We start from the raw sequence: 21,451 nt of genomic DNA, 5'->3' as shown, positions 1-21,451 counted from the left end.
TCGGAGAAAGTTTGGAAGATTAGGAGGCGGCGGACTTCGCGCGGCGGGCCGACAGGAATCGCTCGATGCCCAGCGCCTTGCGGAAGCGGAAGAGCACACCGCCGTACACCGGCACCAGAAGCACCACGTACACAATCACGCCCAGCACGCTCTGCCCCAGCAGAAGCAGCGCCACCAGCGCACACGCCGTGGGTACCGCGGCCCCCAGGAACAGCGAGGGAGCCATCTCACGCCACGAGGCGCGGATACCCACCAGGCGGAACACCTGATAGCTGGCCAGGAACGTATCGATGAGCAGAGCCGAAGACCAGGCCGTTACCGCACCGTACAGCCCCCACACGGGAACCAGGGTGAAGTTCAGGACCACGGCCACAACCAGCGAGGACAGCTTATTCAGCAGCTGCCAGCGGCTCTTACCGCTCATTAGCAGCACCGACTGCACGCCACCGGCACTCATCGAGAGCATCGCCGCCGGGCAAATTACCCAGAGGATGCCCGCGCCGGACTCGAAGCCCTTACCGAAGAAATGCAAGAGCACGGGTCCGAAGAACGCCAGGGACAGGTAGAAGGGCCACGACAGAGCCGTCAGCACACGAGTGGTGGACAGGAAGATATCCCGAGCTCGATCCAGCTGGCGGGTCGCCAGCGCCGCGCTAATCGACGGACCGGTCACCACGCGACCGGTGTGCTCAATCATGGTGCCCACGCGGACGCAACGGTTGACCGCGCCGTAGACGCCGCCGGCGGCCGCACCCAGGAAGGCCGTCACCACCAGCACGTCAATCCACTCCAGGATTGTTTCGACTACGGTGGCCACGCCTCGGGCTGAGCTGAAGCTCCAGAAAGAACGGAAAGTCTCCTCCGGGGAATCCTCGGAAGGCAAGACCTCCACGTGTTCCTCATTCGGGAAGGCACGCTCCAACAGCCACAACGCCACAATAGCGGTAATCGCCACCGGAACGGTCCAGGCATACACCAGGTCCATCAGCTGACCCGAGAAGAGCACCACCAGTCCCACCGCGCCAAAGCGCAGCGTCGGCAGCAACACGTTCTGGAGCATCGTAAAGGTCACCACGCGGTGCAGACCGCGCAACGCCCCGAAGAAAACCGTCATGAGCGCCGCAACCAGTACAAAGGCCGAACTGACGCGCATGGCCGCTTGATACTCGGGAGCCATCGGCACCAGGGACGAGTACACGTACACGCCCACAACGAGGAAAACCGACGTCACCAGCGAGGGCACGAGGCCGTAGCGGATGAGCTGCGGGAGCAGCCCGTAGCGCCCCAGGGCACGCTGCGCCGAGATGGTGCGCACCAGACCGGTATCCGCACCGAAGGTCACGAGCGAAATCGCGATGGCGAAGAGAGCCATAAGACGGAAAAACTCGCCCGAACCCGCCGCGCCAATACCGTTGGAAACCACCATCGTGGTCACGAACGCGATGCCGGCACCGTAGATTACGCACAGCGAAGCTAGCGAACCGCTCTTGGCGAGGCTGGGCTGCTTCTTGCCCTGTGCCGGCTTTGCCGTCTGAACCGCGCTCGCGGGGGTAGCCTCGCTTGTGGTGCCCTCCTGCACCATGCGGCGAGGCCCGCCGCGATGTGCACCACCCGGGCGCGCATCTGCGGATGCGGCCGAAGCAACGGCGGGGGAGGACCCGAGGAGAACCGAATCGTCCCCGGCAGGCGCGAAGCCCTGAGCGGGAGGCACAATCGACAGGGCCGTAGTGGCCGGGAAACGACCCGAACGGATATCGTCCACGGTGGGGGCGAAATCGTACCCGTACTCTTCGGCTAGCGCGACCTCCTCGGCCTGGGTTTCCGCCTCCTCACGCAGGCGGGCCCGGCGGCGGGGGTGCCCGCCTCCCGAGGTTATCTCAGCGGGATTCGTCACAGGCCCTCACCCTCCCGAATCGAGCGGAGGCAAGCCATCGAGGCGAGCAGCAGGATACTCAACTGCGCGATATCGAAGCTGTAGAAGATGAAGACGACGCAACTAGCCACCGGCAGACTGTGCAGCCAGTACCCCGCTGCGGTCTTCACTCGCGCCCCCGCCACCACCGTGCTCAAGATGAAGAGCAGGAACAGCGCCAGACCCACAAAACCGAAGCAGAACATGAGGGTCCACAGGTAGCCCTGGGTACCCATCGACACGCCGATGCTCGGCTCCATGCGAGGGGTTCCATAACCGATGATGGGGGACTCGAGCGTAGCCTTCCACGTGGCCCGGTATAGGGCAGCACGTCCACCCGTCGAATCGGAGTAATCCTGTCGACCCAGAATGTGGTCCACAGTACCGGAGGCGAAGAGAGCCACCACCACAGCCATAATCGCCGCAACACCGATACCCACGGCGCGCCAATTGGCGGCCAGGAACTGACGTAGCAGCACGTAGGCGGCGCTGATGCCCAGGCCAATGAACATGCCTCGGTTACTGGTAGCAATCGCGGGGACCGTGGAGAGGGCCATCGCGATGAGCAGCGCGATACGCGTCCAGATGGAGCGCAGACGCAACAGGCAAGCGAGCATCACCGGGGTGAGTAGCGTGTAGGCCAGACCCCAACTATTGGCGTAGGGGAAAGGCGCGGAGGGGCGCACATACGCTTCGGGGGCACCCCAGGGGCGCTGCACCTCCGCCAGGGGAGGCAGCATGTAGTCGCGCACGAGCGGGTTCTGCATGAAGCCCGAGGGCATGATGAAGCTCATGGGGGTGCGCAGACGGAAGTCGGGGAAGAACACGCCGCCGTAACCGAGCACAATGAGCGTGCCCCATAGGGTCGCCAGGCCGCCCAGCAGCTTGTTGAGGCTGATGGAAGACCGAGCGTTGTAGTAGTAGAGGGCGTAGACTCCGGCGCTGAGGATGTTCACGAAGCGCAGACCCCAGCCGATAATGTCGGTGGAACGGGTCAGTGCGAGCGCCGCAACCACGACCCACAGGCTAAATGCGGCCCACACCCACATCGGGCCGGGCACCCGCACATTACCTCGGATGATGAGGTAAAAGAGCATGACGGCGGCCAGCACAATCGGAGCGATCTGCAGGACGCCCAGCGCCCACAGCGCGGGGAAGCCGTAGAGCAGCGTCATGAGCGGCCAAGCCGGCAGCTTCTTCTGCGCGACCGGCTCGGGACGCAGCCGCACCCGGGCGCGCGCAATCGCGCTGGGAAGCCCCGTCGAGGAGTCCTTCAGCGCGAGTGGCGAGGCACCCGGGTAGGAGGGAACGGATGAAGTAACCATGTCTGTGCGGTATCCGGGTTAGAGGCCTCGGCCAGTCTTCTGGACGAGCTCGAGCAGGGTCGCGGGCTTAATAATGCCGGTGGAGACCACGTAGGCGGCCCAGGCTCGTAGCTGCTTGGGGTCGCGGCGCAGCGCGGCGCGTGCGTAGGCGCGCGCCTCCTTATTGTTGCCCAGGGACGCCTGAGCGTACGCGACCTGACCGGCAATGCGGGCAAGGCCCTTGGGATCCTGCTCGAACTCGGGGAACTTACGCAGGATGTAGGTCAGCCCGTCCACCATGGACTGCCACTTGCCCGAGAAGAAGGAGGGACGATCCCAGAGCACCAGAATCAGCGGCTCGGGCACGCTCAGGATATCGCCGGTGCGGGTCGCGCGCAGCAGCAGGTCGTAGTCCTCGCCGTAGGCGGCGGGCAGTTCCTCATCGACCAGGCCGATGCGGGCGGGTTCACCGTCGACACCGAGCAGATCCTCGCGGGAGTACAGCATGGCGGAGGGGTGAATCTCGGTGATGCGAGAGCGCAGGAAATCCGCGAAGGTTGCGCGCTCGGGTGCCAGGCGCACGATGTCCTGGCCGCCGGAGCGCACGGTGATGCCCGAGGAGATACCCGCGGCCTCGGGGTTTTCGCGCCAGAGGGCAACCTGCTGGGTGAGCTTGGAAGGCATCCAGTAGTCGTCATCGTCACAGAAGCCAATCATGGCGCCGGTCGAGGCGAGGATGCCGCTGTTGCGGCCGCCGGCCAGGCCGCCGGTGCGGGTGTTGGAGACGATCTTCAGGGCACGGTTTTCGCCGACCTCGATGTCTTCGAGGCGGTCGGGCTCAACGCGGTCGAACACGACGATGACCTCGACGAAGCCGCGGTAGCTCTGGTCCAGGATGGAGCGCACGGCCACGCGCAGCAGCTCGGGGCGCTTGCCGTTGGTCGCGATGACTGCGGAGACGGCGGGGTTGCGAGAGGTGAAGTGCATCATTGGTCTTTCTCCTTACTCGGCGGGGGTGGACAGGCTGACGTACTTGCGGCGCATAGACACCAGAATCGTGGCGGCGTTGGCGAGCAGCAGCAGGGCGTACACGACCACGAAGAGCGGACCAAAGCCGAGGAAGATGTAAATCCAGCAGAGGGTTCCGGCGTCCATGTGCAGGTTGACGAAGGAACGCAGGGGGCCACCGGTCGGGGGAGCGGCGGTCTTGCGGTTATTGCGCAGCTGCTCGGCAAGAATCTGGCTCATGAAGTGGCCCGCGGTGAGAGCGGTGAAAATCATGGGCATGGCGATGAGCCAGCCGTTGAAGGCGTGGGACCCGCTGAAGGAGTAGTGCGCGGGGTACAGGAAGAAGGAGAGCAGGGTGGCCATGTGCACGGAGGGCACTCGAATCGAGTCAACCACGTGGTCGAGCCATTCGCCGGCGGGGGAGGATGCGCCGGTCACGCGGGCTACCTGGCCGTCGGCGGAGTCCAGGCCGTAACCGAGCGCGAAGAGCAGGGCTACGCAGATGCCCACACCCACGGAGGGCGGGCAGACGATGAGCACGATAAGACCGGCTGCGGAGCAGGCGGCGGAGATGGCGGTGACTCCGTTGGGAGTGATGCCCAGGGCCACGGCGGCGGCAGCAAAGTAGCGGGCGACGCGACGGTTGACCCAGCGGGTGTAGGCGGGCACGCCAATACCGGGCTTTTGAGCGGCCTCCAGGGAACGCAGGGTGCTGGAGAAGGTGGCGGCAAATCCCGATGAGGGGGTTGAATTCGGGGTGTGAGGTGCCTCGGAGGTGGACATGCACAATTCCTTTGAATCGGTGAGAGGAGTGAAGGAGAGCGAATTACTCCCTTTCGGGATGGGCGCGAGAAAGTCCGGAAGTCTCGCCTAAGAAATGAGTGGTTAGCTCCTTTTCTCAGTACACCACTATATCGATATTTTACAACGAGATAAAGCGGAAACCTTCTCGCGGGATAGGTGTCTAGCAATATGTCTTAAAACTCACTGACTAAGCCCTTTGGTGTATTTTCCCTTGTGTGAAGAGGGATATGCGCCGGTCTATTTGAGCGGTACGAATCCCGTTCTGGAGTGCGACTAACACCCCCGGTATATCGCTGGGGCTCAAATAATTAGATGCCTCTAATCATTTGAGAATAATTCACTCTCACGAACACGAAAAAGTATTTTATTCGCACAAATGGGGTTTGATTTTCCGAAATCATTCGGAAAATCAAACCCCATGGCGGAATCCGCAGAATGTGCCCCGCGCTAGACGGAGTGCTTAGCCTCGGCGTGCGGAAAGAGGAACGTGGGTGCCCACGCCCTCACGCACGGTGCGGACGCTACGGCCCTGCTGAGCATTCTCAGCGGTGGCGGCTCGCTCACCGTTCTCATTGTTCTGGGCGGCAGGCTTTTCCTGGTTCTGCGCGGCCGCGGTGACGATGGCCTGCAGATCGAAGCTGACACCCGTGCGGGTAAACCAACCGCCTCGAGCGCCGTGCACCTCAACGGCGATGAGGTTCGTACCCGCCTTCAGCTGAGAAGCCGGAACCGTGAAGGTCACCGGGGTCTTCTGGGCCTGCTCGGCAGACACGCTGCGCGTCGCAACGGCGGTGTTCCAGAGGGGCAGCTTGGTACCGAAACCTGCGCGACCCACTTCCTGACCGTTGACCGCCACCGCAACGGCATCGTCCGCGTAGGTGGTCAGCTTCAGGTCGCGGCTTGCCTGATCGCGGGTGAGGTTAATCGTGGTGTAGGCGTAGATGTTGTTGTACACGCGGCTGTAACGAATCGGAACGCGGGTGTTGAAGTTGCCCGCGCCCAGGCCGATGGGGGCGCGGCCCTTGTTCCAGCTGGTGGTGGCCAGATCCTCGAGAGAGAAGTGGAAGTTGTACTTCCACGCCTTCGCGCGGTTCGGTGTCCTATCGGATACAACGTAATTCCAGGTGGAGCCGTAGGGCAGGACAACCTGCTCCTTGGGCGCCGGGTCAGGCTGCGGCTCCTCGGTCTTCGGGTTCTCAACCGTGGGGCTTGCCGTGGGAGTCTCCGCGGGGCTCTCCGAGGCGGTGGCCTTAGCGGTGGGGCTCTCGGCCGGGCTCTCCGAAGGGCTGGCGGTGGGAGTCTCGATGGGGCTCTCCGAGGGGGTGGCCTCGGGGGTCGGGCGGACGGGCGAAATCTGGACTCCGGTCGAAGCCGAGAAGTTGTTCGAGGCATCCACGGCACGCACAAAGTAGTGCGCGCCATCGCGGTGCTCCACCTCGTAGGAGGTGCCCGAGACGGTAGCAATCGGACGGTCGTCGCGCAGAACCTGGTAGCGCACGGTGCCGCTATCGGCCACGGAATCCCAGGTCAGAGCGTCCTTATCGTCCTTGAGCTCCACCTTCAGGTTCTGAGGCGTAGCCGGCGGAGTCACGTCACGCTGCTCGAAACGCGCAAAACCAACGGTGTTCTGGACACCGTTGACGCCCAGGGTGCGGTGAATATCGCCACCGACCCACAGGGTGCCGGTGGAGTCCACGAAGGACTCCCAGATGCCGAAGCCGTGATCGCCCTTAATGGCGGGGGCGAATTCGGGCAGCATCTTACCGGTCTCCGGGTCGAAGGCAGCCACAAGCTTCACCGAATGAATCACGGTGGACTCGGTGAGCGGCGCACGCTTGGTGTGCGAATTCTGATACAGGAAATCGCCGCAGTGGCAAGCACCGTAGAGGGTGTTACGCTCCTTATCCAGGTGCAGATCCTGGAAGTCGCCACCTGTAAGGGTAATCGCGGTGTAGGTAGGACGCATATCGCTCTTGTCGTAGCGAGAGATGAGGTGCTCCGTACCGCCAACCCAGACTCCGGATCCGGCGTCTTGAACGTCGAACTGGAAGCCCCAGACCTTCGTTTCGTGCAGCAGGTCGTTCACGTTCGCACCGGCGGGAATCTCGGAGTTCTGGTAAGCCCAGTTACCGCCCTTCTGGAGGTTCTCGGTAATATCTGCCACGCGGTACGCCAGGGCGCCGTTCAGCCAGGTAAAGTAACCGGCCACGTACACGTGCGAGTTATCCTCGGAGGCGCTGATACCGTTCACTGTGCCGTTAAACACCTGGCGCCAGTCGCGGTCGATGCTCACGATACCGGGCACACCATTGGAGGGGGCGCCCAACTTAAAGCGCGCGATATTGCGGGAGTATGCGACGCCCGAGTTATCGCTCTCCTTGACGTGGGTGAAGGAGCCACCGATGTACACGTAGTCGCCTTGGCGGTGAATGGTCTTCACCACGAGCTCATTGCCCTTAATGCGGTTGGAGATGCTCACGTTTTCCCACTCGGGGGCAACCTCACCGGTGGAGGCGTCCACGACCACGAAACCCGAGAAGGGGCGGCCGTTTACCGTGGTGAAGTAGCCGCCGATTGCCAGACGGTTATTCGGCAGGGCCTCAACCGCCTTGACCTGGCCGTTGAGCGTCAGGTGGAAGTCACGGCGCAGCTCGCCGGTCTTCGGATCGAAGCCCGCGATGTTGGACTGGTTCACGACCTCGCCCCTGGAAGACTCCAGGTACTTGAAATCACCGCCGATGAACACGGTGGAGGAGTTCTCGTCGTGCTTGACCTCGGTGATGGCCTCAACGTAGGTGTGCATCTCGTCGGTCTTGCCGCTGGAAGTCGCGGAACTCGTGCGCCAGCGCCAGGTAGCCGAACGGCTATTGGGCAGCTTACGACGCTGGCTGGCCTCGGTACCCTTCACGCCAATTTGGGTCAGCTTCAGGTCGCTCTGGGTCAGCTTGGGGCGCAGGAACATCTGGGTGTAGCCCAAAGCGCTCTGGGTCGTACCCTCTTTGGTGTAGATGTAGGAGTTGCGCGAATCGCTCATGGAGGGTTCGGAACCGTCCTGAGAGATGGGGGAATTCTTACCGTAGCGGAAGCCAATGCGGTAATCCTGCTTGGGCATCTCCTCAAAGAGCAGAGCCTTGAAACCGTTATCCTGTCCGCGCAACAGGTGATCCTGCCAGGTGCCGTCGGCCCAATCGCGGCGACCGTTCTCGTTATACGCGGAGAACTCGTCGGGGTTCTGGACCACGGCGTTGGACCAGATAGCGTCGGCACGCAGGGCCCAGGTCCACTCGGAGGTCTGACGGCGCTGCACGGTTACCTCCTGCCACTTGGTGCCGGAGGTGTTCAGCACGCGGCGGAAGCGGTAACCATCGGTGAGATCCTGCGGAGAGGTGCCGTTGAGCAGCTCGCTAATGGTGGTGCCCGAAAGCTGCACCGGGGTCGTGGCCGCGGGCAGCGAAGAGTAGGGACGAACCTGATCCTGGTTGAGCGTCAGGCCGGAGGATGCGGGCGCCGCGGAGCTATACAGCTGAGCCGGGTCGCCCTGACCCTCGTAGCCTTCGGTCCAGCCGTCGCGGCCCTCAGCAATCTTGACCCAGCCGCCACCGTCGGTCTCCTGATCGCAGTAGAACTGGGTCGGTGCGCTCATGGCCGGGGTGTACAGCCAGTAGGCGCCGCTCTTTGCCTCGGGGTTGGCCTGCTTAGCCTCCCAACAGCTGGCAGCGGCACGCTCGGAGGTGGTGCCGTTGTAGAAGGACGAATTTTTCTGAACGTTCGTCTGCTCGGCGGTCTTCTCGACCGCGGCACCCGGTGTCAGTGTGGGAAGAGCGGCGGGCATTGCCAGCGCGGTTGCAATGCTGAGGCACAGAGTCGAACGAGTTATTGCGGAACGAGAAAAACCGGACCCCGCTATCCCAAAAAGGGCTTTCATAATATCTCCAGGTGAATGCCAAAAATTGTACGAAAACGCAGCATCATTAATGCGTTGTGGGTGAGACCGGCCTGAGCTAAAACCGCGCAGACCGGCACCTCAATTAGTCCCTAGCAATCAGGGTTATTCGGGAAATCGTGGGTTGCAATCTTCCACTGACCGTTAACCTGAACGAGGGTATAGATATTGAGTGAACGCTTGGGAGAACTATCATCCTTGACGGGCTGATTGTTCTCATCGTAAATCTTGACCGAGGAAGAGTCCATGCACACTTCCAGCAGGCGTGCGGGCTGACCCTTGTACTCGGTATCGGCCATGCGGGGCGTGCCCACCACGGTGGAGGAACCCTCATAGTGCCAACCGGCCAAAGCGTATTCGGAGGCCTGCACCGCAAACTCGGAGGCGGCGGAATCCACGGCAATGTTTTCGATGGCACGAATCGTGTCCTCATCGAGGACCGCGCGAGCCTTCTCCGTGTTCTGCGCCTGAGCGTCTTCATCGCTGGTGGGCTCGCTAGTTGCCTCCTGCGAAGCCGCGGCGGAGGGAGCCGGCTTAACCTTGGAGAGGATGTCCTCGTAGGAGTTTACGAGCTCGGTGGTCTTCTTGACCTCGGCATTATCGGTGGGCACCGGAGAGGCCTTCTTCATGTCTTCAGAGCCGGTGTAAATCTCCTCCAGCTTCTGGCCGTCAGAGGAGGTGGCCTCAGTGCTTGCGGAGGGGTTAGCCTCCGAGGAACCCTGATCGGGGATGCGGCTGGACGAGGCCGAAGCCTGCGCGTCGGTAGCCGAGGAAGACGAAGCTGCGGAGGCGCTGGTGGAAGCGCTCGCCGAGGGCGTGGCCGACGAAGAGCTCTGCGCGGTGGAGTTCTCGGAAGCGCAGGCGCTGAGCAGAAGCGCAGACACCGCGAGGGTGCTCAGAGCGCCGAGGCGACGGGCTTTTGAAGAACCCGCAGAGAAAAGGTTGGACATGGGAAGCCTCTTAGGTGGTTGGAGTGAGACGGTCAATATTCCGGAAGGATAATACCGCGCCCGAAGGATCGGCCCCTAAAGGCTATCACGCCAAGCTGGGAAAATACCCGGACTTTAAAGATTGCATTTTCATAACATTTGAGAATAAAGAACAGGTATTGCTGGGCATAAACCTGCATATGAAGGAAATGTATATCTTTAGGTGAGAAAACTATGATGCATCCGAGGGAAATGCATACACTATGTGCAAAATGCCCCGGGTGAGTTGTATAACTAACCCGGGGCATTAGGGCGAATATCACGTTGAATTAAACGTTATATTACTCGATATCCGCTCTGAAAAGGGGTTATGCTGCCCGCACGGCCTGGGTACTCGCGGAATAATTGCCCGAGGTATCCACCGCACGCACGTAATACTTGGCGCCATCGCGATGATCAACCGAGTAGTGCGTGTCCGTCACCGTCGCAATCGGACGGTCATCGCGCAACACCTGGTAGGTCACTCGCTTCTCCGGCACGGCGGACCAGCTCAGCTGATCCTTCGCACCGTTATGCTTCACCTGCAGGTTCTGCGGGGTCTCCGGGGGAGTCACGTCGCGAGCAGCGTAGCGAGCGAAGCCCACGGTTTCCTGCACGCCGTTAGCACCCAGAGACTTGCTGATGTCGCCGCCGACCCACAGGGTACCGGTCGAATCCACGAAGGACTCCCACACGCCGTAGCCGTGCGCGCCGTTCATAATCGGGGCCCACTCCGGCAGCACCTGGCCGGTGTCCTTATCGAAGGCCGCGACCAGACGAATCGTCTGGGCATCCGTGGCGTTCTTCCACTCCGCATCAATCTTGGTTGCGCCCTGGTAGATGAAGTCACCGCAGTGGCAGGCACCGTAGATAGTCTTACCGCTCAGGTGCAGATCCTGGAAGTCGCCACCCTCGCGAGTAATCGCGCTGTAGGTACGCTGCATGCTCGACTTATCGTAGCGGCTAATCATGTGCTCGGTACCGCCCAGCCAGACGGAGGAGCCGGCGTCCTGAACGTCGAACTGGAAGCCCCACATCCTACGCTCGTTCTTCAGATCCCAGGTCTGGGCGCTGGAAGGAACGTACGAGGGCTCGTGGGTCCAGTCGCCGCCGCTCTGGCGGGGATTGGTGATGTTGGCGATGCGGAAAGCCTCACCGCCGTTAAGCTGCGTAAAATAGCCGGCCACGTACACGTGGCTGTTGCCCTCGGAAGCGTTCACACCGTTCACCGTGCCGTTGAAGACCGGACGCCAGTTCCAGTCCACCTCGCCGTTGCTCAGTTTGATGCGGGCCAGGTTCCTGGAGTAGGCGTACGTGGGGGAGGTGTTACCCTTCAGGTGCGTGAAGGAGCCACCGAGGTACAGGTACCCGTCGCGGACGTGCAGGGTCTTCACCTGCACCGGCAGGGAAGAGATGCGGCTCTGAACGTGAATATCCCACTGCTTCGCCACCTGACCGGTCTTCGGATCCAGCAGCACGAAGCCGTTGTGGTTCTCACCGTTCACCGTGTCGAAGGTGCCGCCCACAGCCAACAGGCCGTTCGGAAGCGCCTCAACCGACTTCACCTGACCGTTGATGCTCGGGCGGAAGGAACGGCGCAACTCGCCGGTACCCACCTCGTAAGCCGCGAGGAAAGCCTGGTCGACCTTCTCGCCGCTAGCCGATTCGACGTAGGCAAAGTCGCCGCCGGTGAAGACCGCGCCGCCCACCTCGGTAATGGCCTCCACCTGGGTGTTCATCTCACCGTTCTTGCCGGTACCGGTCGTCTTACTCGTACGCCACTTCCACTTCTCGGAGTAGCTATTGGGTAGTGCGCGGCGGTTGCTTGCCTCGGCACCCTGCTGGCCGTAGTCGTGCAGACCCTTAGCCGCCAGATCGTTCTGCGTCAGCTTCGGGCGCAGGAAAATCTGGGTAAAGACCAGGGGCGTGGAATGGTCGTTCGCCGGACGGTAGATATACGAAGAAGTCCTGTTCAGCAGGTAATTCTGGAACCAACCCGTAATCCTAGCGTTCGGGCCGTAGGTAAAGCCCAGCTTGTAACCCTGCGAGGGCTTCTCCGCGAAGTACAGGGAACGGTAATCGTCCGAATAGCCGTAACGGAAGATATTGCCCTCAGTCTTATCCTGACTGTAGTAGTTGTAGCCACGGTACTGTCGCGGATGGGTAATCGAAATGTTCGACCAGTACATCGTCGCGCGGAAGGTCCAGGACCACTCGGTGCTTGCGGCACGCGTCGCCTTGAAATCCTGCCACGCGGTACCGTTCACGTTCATGGCGCGGTGGAAGCGCACGCCGTCGGGCAGATCCTGCGGACGGGTACCGTTCAGCAGCGCGTTCACCGTCTGACCCGGCAACTGCACCGCGTCAAAACCGGTGGGGTTCTGGTACAGCTGCTTGGCATCGCCGCGACCGTTGTAGTTCTCGGTCCAGCTCTCACGGCCTCGACCAATCATGACCCAGCCGCCGCCGTCGGTCTCCTGATCGCAGTAGAACTGCTCCGGGGCACTCATCTGCGGGGTGTACAGCCAGTATGCGCCGCTCTTGGCGTTCGACTTGTTCTGCTTAACCTCCCAGCAGCTGGCCGCGGCTCGCTCGCTCGAGGAACCATCATAGTAGCCGGCATCGGCGGCCTGCGCACCCGAAGCAATCGGGCCCAGCGAAGCAACCACCATCGCGGCGGAAGCCACCGCGGCGCCCCAAGCCCGGGACCTCGAACGGGACGCTACGTCAGAACTGGGGGGAACGGCGTCGCCGCCGGAGGTCAGGGAACGAGAACGCCCCCGACGCATCAACGGAAGAAAATTCATTGTCTCTCCTCAGAGACCTCAACCGGTAGCGGGCGCGTTTCTCATGCTCGGCTCTCTTGCGCATCGGTGCTGCGAGCGCCTTAAAGAAAGCCGCTCAACCCGAGCTAACAGCGTGTCCACCATCGGAATCAGTGAGTGTAGTTATCGGAAATTGAATGAATACGTTCAGAACCTGTCGGCGGGTGACCCGCCGGCTGCCCCTGAACGCGTTCAACCGCATCACCTGACGTCGCCGGATCGGCCGCCAAGAAGATGCGGAACGGATCTGACCGCCGATGCGAACCCTGCGGGCCGCGTCAAGCTCGGAAAGAACCAAAACCAGGGGGGTAGCGATACCCCGGGTGCGCCGCCGCCTGCGAGAGTTCCGCGGGGAACCTCTCGCAGGCGACAGCCGGGAAAGACGCGGGCTCATTCAGCCCGCGACGGGGGTGCTAGGCCTGAACCGCACCCGTAGAGGCCGAGTAATTCTCGGAACCATCGATTGCGCGCACGTAGTAGCGGGCGCCGTCGGTGTGCTCCACCTCGTAGCTGGTGCCGCTCACCGTGGCAATCACGCGGTCATCGCGCAACACCTGGTAGCGCACGCCGCCCTCACGAACGCCGGACCACGAGAGCTTATCGGTCGAACCATCTCGACGGGCCGAAAGGTTCGAGGGAGTAGCCGGGGGAGTCACGTCGCGAGCCGCGAAGCGGGCGAAGCCCACGGTACGCTGCTCACCGTTAGCACCCAGCGAGCGGTTAATGTCGCCGCCCACCCACAGGTTGCCGCGCGAATCCACGAAGGACTCCCACACGCCGTAGCCGCTGGCGCCCTTGAGCACCGGGCTGAACTCGCCGATGACCTCGCCGCTGTCCTTATCGAAAGCGGCCACCAGACGCATGCGGTGAACGGCCTTCGATTCCTTCCAGTACGTGTGGTAGCCGGTCGAGCCCTCGAAGAGAACGTCGCCGCAGTGGCAAGCACCGTAAATCGTGTTACCGCTCAGGTGCAGGTCCTGCCAGTCGCCACCGTACTTAGAGATGGACGAAGAAATACGGCCGTAACCGTTCTTCGAGTAGTTAGCGATCAGGTGGTCGGCACCGCCGGTCCACACGGTCGAGCCGGCATCCTGAACATCGAACTGGAACGCGTACACAATGCGGTCAGTAATGTTCAGCTTCAGCGAAGGTTCCCACTCCCACTTAATGTTCGAAGCGTCGGAGCCCTTCAGCGCGGCCAGACGGAAAGCGCGCTGATTGTTCAGCTCGGTAAAGTAACCGGCGGCGTGAACCGTCGAATTATCGGAAGCGGCGGTAATGCCATTGACCGTGCCGTTGAAGTTCGGGCGCCAATTCCAGTCCGCCGCACCGTTGGAGAGCTTGATGCGGGCCGCACCGCGTGCGTACGCGTACGCCTTAGAAGTATTGCCCTTCACGTGGGTGAAGTTACCGCCGATGTAGAGGTAACCGTCCTGCACCAGCAGGGTCTTCACCTGAGCCGCATCGCCGTTACGGCGCTGCACCTGAATATCCCAGGTACGGTCAATCTGGCCTGTGGTCGCATCCAGAATCACGAAGTGGTTGACCTTCTCACCGTTGACCTCGGTGAACTCGCCACCAACCGCCAGGCGGTTATTCGGCAGGGCCTCAAGCGCCTTAATCTGACCGTTGAAGGTCGGGCGGAAGGAACGAACCAGCTCGCCCGAATCCACGTTGTAACCGGCCAGGAAGGACTGGTTCACGCGCTCGCCACCGGCCGACTCGACGTACTTGAAGTCGCCGCCGGTGAAGACCGTATCGCCCACCTGGGTGATGGCCTGAACGTAGGTGTTCATCTCGTTCTTCTTGCCGGTACCGGTCTGCTCGCTCGTACGCCAACGCACGGGCATCGTGTAGCTATTGGGCAGGGCGCGACGGTTGCTTGCCGCGGAACCCGAACCGATCGAGGAGAAATGCAGGTCGTTCTGCGTCAGCTTCGGGCGCAAGAACACCTGGGTGAAGGGGATGGAGTAACCGGCCGAACCGCGCTTCTGGTAGATGTACGAATCCGGGTTTTCGCTACCGAAGTTCACCAGCGCACCGTACGCAAAACCAATCTGGTAACCCTGGTTCGGGTTCGCGAAGAACTTCACGGAGCTGGTCGTGATGCCCGGCGCCATCTGCGAGGCGAAAAGACCCATGTGGGCGGTGCGGTTAATACCCGCGCCCGAGAAGCGCACGGTACCCCAGCGCTGGGCGTAGCTCATGGCCCAGGTCCACTGATCCGTCTGGGGGCGCTGAACGTACACGTCCTGCCACTGGGTGCCCTTCGCGTTGTGCGCACGGTGCAGGCGCATGCCGTCGGGGAGGTCCTGCGGCTTAATACCGTTCAGCAGGGCATCCACGGTGGTGCCCGAGAGCTGGACCGGGGTGAACGCGGCCGGTCCGGTCGGGTTCTGGTGCAGCTGGTTCGGGTCGCCCGTGCCGTTGTAGGACTCGGTCCAGCCCTCTCGGCCGCGGCCAACCATGACCCAGCCGCCGCCGTCGGTCTCCTGATCGCAGTAGAACTGCGCGGGACCGCTCATGGCCGGGGTGTACAGCCAGTAGGTGCCAGAAGAGGCCGAGGGGTTGACCTGCTTGACCTCGTAACATGAAGCAGCCGCCTTATCGCTGCTGGAGCCATCGTGGGTTCCGATCGCGGCGGAGGCGGGCGTAGAGGGAATCAAAGGTGCCGCGGCAAACGCGGTACCCATAGCGAGTGCGAATGCGGCCCACTTTTTCGCCGCCCGCTTGCGGGGCGCGGCGTCGGGACGCTGTGTGTATGTGGTTGTCATATGTGTCTTTCTGATGCGACGTTCCGGAAGAAACATCGAAAGAAACGGTGATATTGAGACCTCAAAGAAGCACAGCGCATCACGAAATGCATATAAAAGGTGGTAATTCTTTAAAACACTTCGTTTCGGAAGAATGCGTGAGAGTGCTCTCGTCGGTGTATTGACTAGCGTACAGGATGAAGCTGAGAATTCGGGGCCCGGAGGCTCTGCGCGCATACCGGAAAAATGTGATTTGTGCCCTAAATGTTGAGGAGAGAGAAAGACTTCAAAAATCACGCAGACCGGGCACCCTCGAAATATAAGAAACTGGCACGCAGAATATTTAAGAAATATTCGCCGCCCTGCGAAACGAAGAAAGCGAAATACCCGCGCAGGGTGGAGCCGCTTTAGAATAAAAAAGCTGTTCACACGAGCGGCGGGAAGAGCGGGAATACCTCCCGTTCGACTCGTCCCACTCACTCAGCTCGCACCGTACACACCATGATTCAGGAGAAGCCTTGAGCCCCACCCGCGCGACACAGAAGAGCCCCGCCGCACCGCTGTACCCCCTCCTGAAGCTGCTCAACCGGCAGGAACGCTGGGCTGCCATCCGCGCCGCGGCCGCCGTACCCGCCGCCGAGCGTAGCGCCCGCACCCTCATCGGGGCCGTCGCCGGAACCCACGCGGCCCTGCTGGCCGACCTCTCCACCGCGGTGCGCGAAGGCACCCCGGAGGCGCTCAGCCTCGTCATTGCCCCCACCGACCGCCAGGCCGAAGACCTGGCCCACGCCCTGCGCTCCTACCTGCCCGCAGAAGACATTGCCATGATGCCGGCCTGGGAAACCCTGCCGCACGAGCGCCTCTCGCCCCGATCCGACACCATCGGCCGCCGCCTGCAGGTGCTACGAGCCATCACCGGGCCCGCCGCGAGCCGCCCCCGCATCGTGGTCGCCCCCGTGCGCGCCGTCATCCAGCCCATCGTCTCCGGCATCGAAAAGCTCGAACCCGTGCACCTGGTCCGCGGCGAGGAATACCCCTTCAAGGACGTGGTGCGCGGCCTGAACGACGCCGCCTACTCCCGCGTGGATCTGGTCGCCAAGCGCGGCGAGTACGCGGTGCGCGGCGGCATCATCGACGTCTTCCCGCCCACCGCCACCACCCCCGTGCGCCTCGAATTCTTCGGTGACGAGCTCGACGAGATGCGCCACTTCTCCGTGGCCGACCAGCGCACCCTCAGCGGGGGAGGAGAGCTCACCGAACTTACCCTGCTGCCCTGCCGCGAGCTACTCATCACCCCCGAGGTTATGAGCCGCGCCGCGCGCCTGAAGGCCGACTACCCGGCCGCCGCATCCATGCTCGAAAAGATTGCCGGCGGCATCTACGTTGAGGGCATGGAATCGCTCACGCCCCTGCTCGTCGACTCCATGACCACCCTCACCGCGCTACTACCCGCCGGATCCCTGGTGGTCAGCGTCGAACCCGAGCGAGTGCGCGCCCGCGCCGAAGACCTCGTCGCCACCAACGAGGAATTCCTCGCCGCCGCCTGGGACACCGCCGCCGAGGCTGACGCGGTCTCGCCCATCGACCTGGGCCAGCTGCGCCTGAGCGACAGCGGATTCCGCACCATCGACAGCACCCGCGCCGAGGCCCTCGCCGCACACCTGAGCTGGTGGGACATCACCGAGCTCACCACCGACGACAGCCTGCTCGAAGACGCCGCCGAGGCCATCGAATCCGTCGAAAACCTGCAGAACGGGGCCCTGGCCGACGCCATCGAGGAGGGCATCGACACCTACACCCTAACCGCCCGGCCCGCCACCGCATTCAACGGCTCCGTGCACCGGATGCTCGAAAGCCTCGGCGACCTCATCCAGCAGCAGTGGACCGTCCTCGCCCTCACCAACGGCCGCGGCTCGACCGACCGGCTCATCGCTCTGCTCCACTCCGGGGAGGAGGGGGCCGCCTCCGTGCCCGCCGCACGCCGAGTAAGCCTCGAGGAGGACCCCGCCGGGGACCTCGAGCACGGCATCGTCGAGGTGTGCGAGGCACCCGCATCCGCGGGCTTCCTGTTCGAGGACGCCAAGCTCGCCGTCTTCACCGAGGCCGAACTGCTCGGCCGCCGCGGCACCTACGCGCCGCGCTCCGCATCGGGTCAGAAGTTTAAGACGCGCCGCCGCCGCAACGCCGTCGACCCGCTCGCGCTGAACCCCGGCGACTACGTGGTGCACGAGCGGCACGGCATCGGCCGCTTCGTCGAGATGACCTCCCGCCCGGTGGCCGGCGCCGCACCCGTCAACGGGGTGCAGCCTATGAAGGAATACCTGGTCATCGAGTACGCCCCCTCCAAGCGCGGCGGTGCACCCGACCGACTCTTCGTGCCCTCGGACCAACTGGACCTCATCTCCAACTACGTGGGCGGGGAGAACCCCTCCCTGTCGAAGATGGGCGGCAGCGACTGGGTCAAGACCAAGTCCCGCGCTCGCAAGGCCGTCAAGGAAATCGCCGCCGACCTGGTGAAACTCTACTCGGCGCGCCAGGCCTCGCGAGGCCACGCCTTCGCGCCCGACACCCCCTGGCAGCGCGAACTCGAAGAGTCCTTCCCCTACAACGAGACCCCCGACCAGCTCACCGCCATCCACGAGGTGAAGGAGGACATGGAGAAAGAAATCCCCATGGACCGCCTCATCTCGGGCGACGTGGGGTTCGGCAAAACCGAGGTCGCCGTGCGTGCCGCATTCAAGGCCGTGCAGGACGGCAAGCAGGTTGCCGTGCTCGTGCCCACGACCCTGCTCGCCCAGCAGCACTACGAAACCTTCACCGAGCGTTTCTCGGGCTTCCCCGTGAAGATTCGTGTGCTCTCCCGCTTCCAGAAGGCGAAAGAAACCCGCCAGATTACCGAGGAAATCGCCTCCGGCGCGGTGGACGTGGTGATCGGTACCCACCGCATTCTCTCGGAGAGTATCGTGTTCAAGGATTTGGGCCTGGTCATCATTGACGAGGAGCAGCGCTTCGGCGTGGAGCACAAGGAAAAGCTCAAGCAGATGCGCACCAATGTGGACGTGCTGGCCATGAGCGCAACCCCGATCCCGCGCACCCTCGAAATGTCGCTGACCGGTATTCGCGAAACCTCGACGCTGGCCACCGCCCCCGAGGAACGGCACCCCGTGCTCACCTTCGTCGGCCCGCGCACCGACAGCCAGATTACCGCCGCGATTCGCCGCGAGCTCATGCGCGAGGGCCAGGTGTTCTTCGTGCACAACCGCGTGGCCGATATCGACAACGTGGCCGCCGAAATCGGTAAGCTCGTGCCGGAGGCGCGCATCGCCACCGCACACGGCCGCATGAGCGAGTCGCGCCTGGAGCAGATTATCGTGGACTTCTGGGAGCGCCGCTTCGATGTGCTGGTGTGCACGACCATCGTGGAGACCGGCCTGGACATCTCGAACGCGAACACGCTCATCGTGGACAACGCCCAGAACTACGGTCTGAGCCAGCTGCACCAGCTGCGCGGACGCGTGGGTCGTGGACGCGAGCGCGCCTACGCGTACTTCCTGTACCCGGTGGACAAGACCCTCGGCGAGATTGCCCACGAGCGTCTGAAGGCCGTGGCGACCCACAACGAGCTCGGCGCGGGCCTGCAGCTGGCCATGAAGGACCTGGAGATTCGCGGTGCCGGCAACCTGCTCGGCGGCGAGCAGTCCGGTCACATCGCGGGCGTGGGCTTTGACCTGTACCTGCGCCTGGTGGGTGAGGCCGTGGCGAACTACCGCGGCGAGAAGGAGGAGCGCGAGGTCGAGACGAAGATCGACCTGCCCGTCAACGCGCATATCCCGCACACCTACATTGACTCGGAGCGCCTGCGTCTGCAGGCCTACCGCCAGATCGCGGCGGCCGACACCGAAGAGAAGATTGCGGAGGCTCGTGAGGAGCTGGCCGACCGTTACGGTGAGCTGCCCGAGGCCGTGGAGAACCTGCTGGCCGTGGCCACGCTCAGGATGCACGCCCGCGCCGCCGGTATTCACGAGATGGTGGTGCTGGGGCCGAAGGTGCGCGTGGTGAGCGCCCAGCCCCTGCCGGAGTCACGCCAGATGCGCCTGAAGCGCGTATACCCCGGCTCCACGCACGCCCAGCCGAAGGGCATGGACACCTGGCTGACCCTGGTTCCCCGCCCGAAGACCATGCCGGTTGGCGGCAAGGAGCTGGTGGACCGCCCCATGCTGGAGTGGGCCGAGAAGTTCATCAACTCGATTTACGCGGAGAAGCCGCAGGCCCTCGAAGAGTAACAGGGCTGAGCAATAGCGAGGTAGGGGAATAGCGGGCCGGGGGAGCACCCGGCCCGCACCACCCGCGCCCTCGGGGGAAGCACGCCGTGGATGAAGCTTGCCGTGCGGAGTGTCATAATATGGCACATCTGCACGGCGAGTGCGTTTGCCCTGCACAGGCGGCATAGCTCACAATTAAGGCATGACTTCAACGGTGAACTACGCATCCCAGCGCATTGTAATTATTGGCGGCGGACCCGGCGGCTACGAGGCCGCGATGGCGGCCGCATCCTCGCAGGCAGACGTGACGCTTATCGAGCGCAAGGCCATCGGCGGCTCGGCCGTGCTAACGGACGTCGTGCCCTCCAAGACGCTTATCGCCACGGCGGATATGATGACCCGCTTTTCCGAAGCCGGAAGCCTGGGCATTGAGAATACCAAGGGCAAGGCCCCGCAGCTTCGGGTAGACATGGACCGCGTGAACCGCCGAGTGCGCGACCTGGCCCAGCAGCAGTCTGCAGACATCAAGCGCGCCCTGGCCTCGGCTGGCGTGAAGATTATTCACGGCACCGGCAAGCTCCTGGACCGCCACACGGTGCAGGTGACCGACGAGGCCGGCCTCGTCTACCCGCTACACGCCGACTTCGTGCTGCTTTCGGTGGGCACGCATCCGCGCGAGATGCCCACGGGCATGCCCGACGGCGAGCGCATCCTCACCTGGACCCAGCTGTACAACCTCAGCGAGGTGCCCGAGGAGCTCATCGTGATCGGTTCGGGCGTGACCGGCGCCGAGTTCGCCTCGGCCTATAACGGTCTGGGATCGAAGGTGACCCTGGTATCCTCCCGCGACCGCGTGCTTCCCGGCGAGGACGAGGACGCCGCCCGCGTGCTGGAAGACGTCTTCGAGCGTCGCGGCGTGCGCGTCATGCCCCGCTCCCGCGCCTCCGCAGTGGAGCGCACCGAGGACGGCTCGGGTGTCATCGTGACCCTCTCGGACGGCCGCAAGGTCTCGGGTACGCACTGCCTCGTGGCTATCGGTTCGATTCCCAACACCGAAGATTTGGGCCTGGACGCGGCGGGCGTGGAGCACGCCCCGAGCGGCCACATTACGGTGGACGGCGTGTCCCGCACGAGCGTGAACAATATCTACGCGGCCGGCGACTGTACGGGCGTGTACCCGCTGGCCTCCGTGGCCGCCATGCAGGGCCGCATCGCGATGGCGCATATCCTGGGTGACGCCGTGCGCCCCCTGCGCACCGACAAGGTCGCGGCGAACATCTTCACCTCGCCCGAAATTGCGACCGTCGGCATCAGCGAGAACGACCTGCACGAGGGCTCCTACCGCGGCGAGGCCGTGACCCTGCAGCTGAGCACCAACCCCCGCGCCAAGATGATGGCAATGCGTGACGGCTTCGTGAAGGTTTTCGCCCGCCGCCACTCGGGTACCGTCATCGGCGGCGTGGTCGTGGGCCAGCGCGCCTCCGAGCTGATTTACCCGATCGCCCTGGCCGTGGAGAAGAAGCTCACGGTGGACGATTTGGCCGAGACCTTCACGGTGTACCCCTCGCTGTCCGGCTCGATTGCCGAGGCGGCGCGCAAGCTGCATACCCGCGGTAAGTTCTAACCGCATCCGGGAACAGACACAAAAGCGGTGGGGGCCGCCTTCCATGAG

At 63.2% G+C, this 21,451-nt stretch carries 10 protein-coding genes; 2 read left to right on the top strand and 8 right to left on the bottom strand.

Features of this window, described 5'->3' with window-relative positions; all coding sequences use genetic code 11:
- Nucleotides 1-19: 19 nt before the first annotated feature.
- The 8 genes from ADJ95_RS04290 to ADJ95_RS04255 form a co-directional block, all read right to left on the bottom strand.
- Nucleotides 20-1,894: an oligosaccharide flippase family protein gene (locus ADJ95_RS04290; protein WP_049332922.1), complete on the bottom strand. Its 1,875-nt coding sequence runs from the start codon at nt 1,892-1,894 to the stop codon at nt 20-22.
- Nucleotides 1,891-3,237 (bottom strand): O-antigen ligase family protein, encoded by a 1,347-nt coding sequence (locus tag ADJ95_RS04285; protein WP_049332919.1) that lies wholly within the window; start codon nt 3,235-3,237, stop codon nt 1,891-1,893. Before ADJ95_RS04285 ends, ADJ95_RS04290 begins: the two co-directional genes overlap by 4 nt.
- An 18-nt stretch (nt 3,238-3,255) precedes the next feature.
- A complete protein-coding gene (locus ADJ95_RS04280) occupies nt 3,256-4,206 on the bottom strand; it encodes a glycosyltransferase family 2 protein (protein WP_049332917.1) in 951 nt (316 codons plus the stop codon).
- A gap of 12 nt (nt 4,207-4,218) precedes the next feature.
- Nucleotides 4,219-5,007, bottom strand: coding sequence for a CDP-alcohol phosphatidyltransferase family protein (locus ADJ95_RS04275; RefSeq protein ID WP_049332915.1), 789 nt, complete (start codon nt 5,005-5,007; stop codon nt 4,219-4,221).
- 481 nt (nt 5,008-5,488) lie between these two features.
- Nucleotides 5,489-8,953 (bottom strand): fibrinogen-like YCDxxxxGGGW domain-containing protein, encoded by a 3,465-nt coding sequence (locus ADJ95_RS04270; protein WP_049332914.1) that lies wholly within the window; start codon nt 8,951-8,953, stop codon nt 5,489-5,491.
- A gap of 110 nt (nt 8,954-9,063) precedes the next feature.
- Nucleotides 9,064-9,921 carry an IMS domain-containing protein gene (locus ADJ95_RS04265; RefSeq protein ID WP_049332912.1) on the bottom strand — a complete coding sequence of 286 codons (858 nt, stop codon included), beginning with the start codon at nt 9,919-9,921 and terminating at the stop codon, nt 9,064-9,066.
- 347 nt (nt 9,922-10,268) lie between these two features.
- A complete protein-coding gene (locus ADJ95_RS04260; protein ID WP_049332910.1) occupies nt 10,269-12,746 on the bottom strand; it encodes a fibrinogen-like YCDxxxxGGGW domain-containing protein in 2,478 nt (825 codons plus the stop codon).
- A gap of 431 nt (nt 12,747-13,177) precedes the next feature.
- Nucleotides 13,178-15,538 (bottom strand): fibrinogen-like YCDxxxxGGGW domain-containing protein, encoded by a 2,361-nt coding sequence (locus ADJ95_RS04255; RefSeq protein WP_049332907.1) that lies wholly within the window; start codon nt 15,536-15,538, stop codon nt 13,178-13,180.
- A gap of 497 nt (nt 15,539-16,035) precedes the next feature.
- On the opposite strand from ADJ95_RS04255, the gene mfd reads away from it, so the two are divergent.
- Together mfd and ADJ95_RS04245 are read left to right on the top strand one after the other, a co-directional pair.
- Nucleotides 16,036-19,800, top strand: a complete 3,765-nt coding sequence (mfd, locus tag ADJ95_RS04250; RefSeq protein ID WP_049332906.1) for a transcription-repair coupling factor — start codon at nt 16,036-16,038, stop codon at nt 19,798-19,800.
- A gap of 181 nt (nt 19,801-19,981) precedes the next feature.
- On the top strand, nt 19,982-21,403 hold the full coding sequence (locus ADJ95_RS04245; protein ID WP_049332904.1) for an NAD(P)H-quinone dehydrogenase: 1,422 nt from the start codon (nt 19,982-19,984) through the stop codon (nt 21,401-21,403).
- The last annotated feature ends 48 nt before the right edge of the window (nt 21,404-21,451 follow it).

It is taken from the genome of Rothia mucilaginosa (assembly GCF_001061665.1).
Taxonomy (GTDB): Bacteria; Actinomycetota; Actinomycetes; order Actinomycetales; family Micrococcaceae; genus Rothia; species Rothia mucilaginosa_A.
The sequence above is the reverse complement of the archived record's forward strand: the minus strand, read 5'-3'. Positions and strand labels throughout refer to the sequence as shown.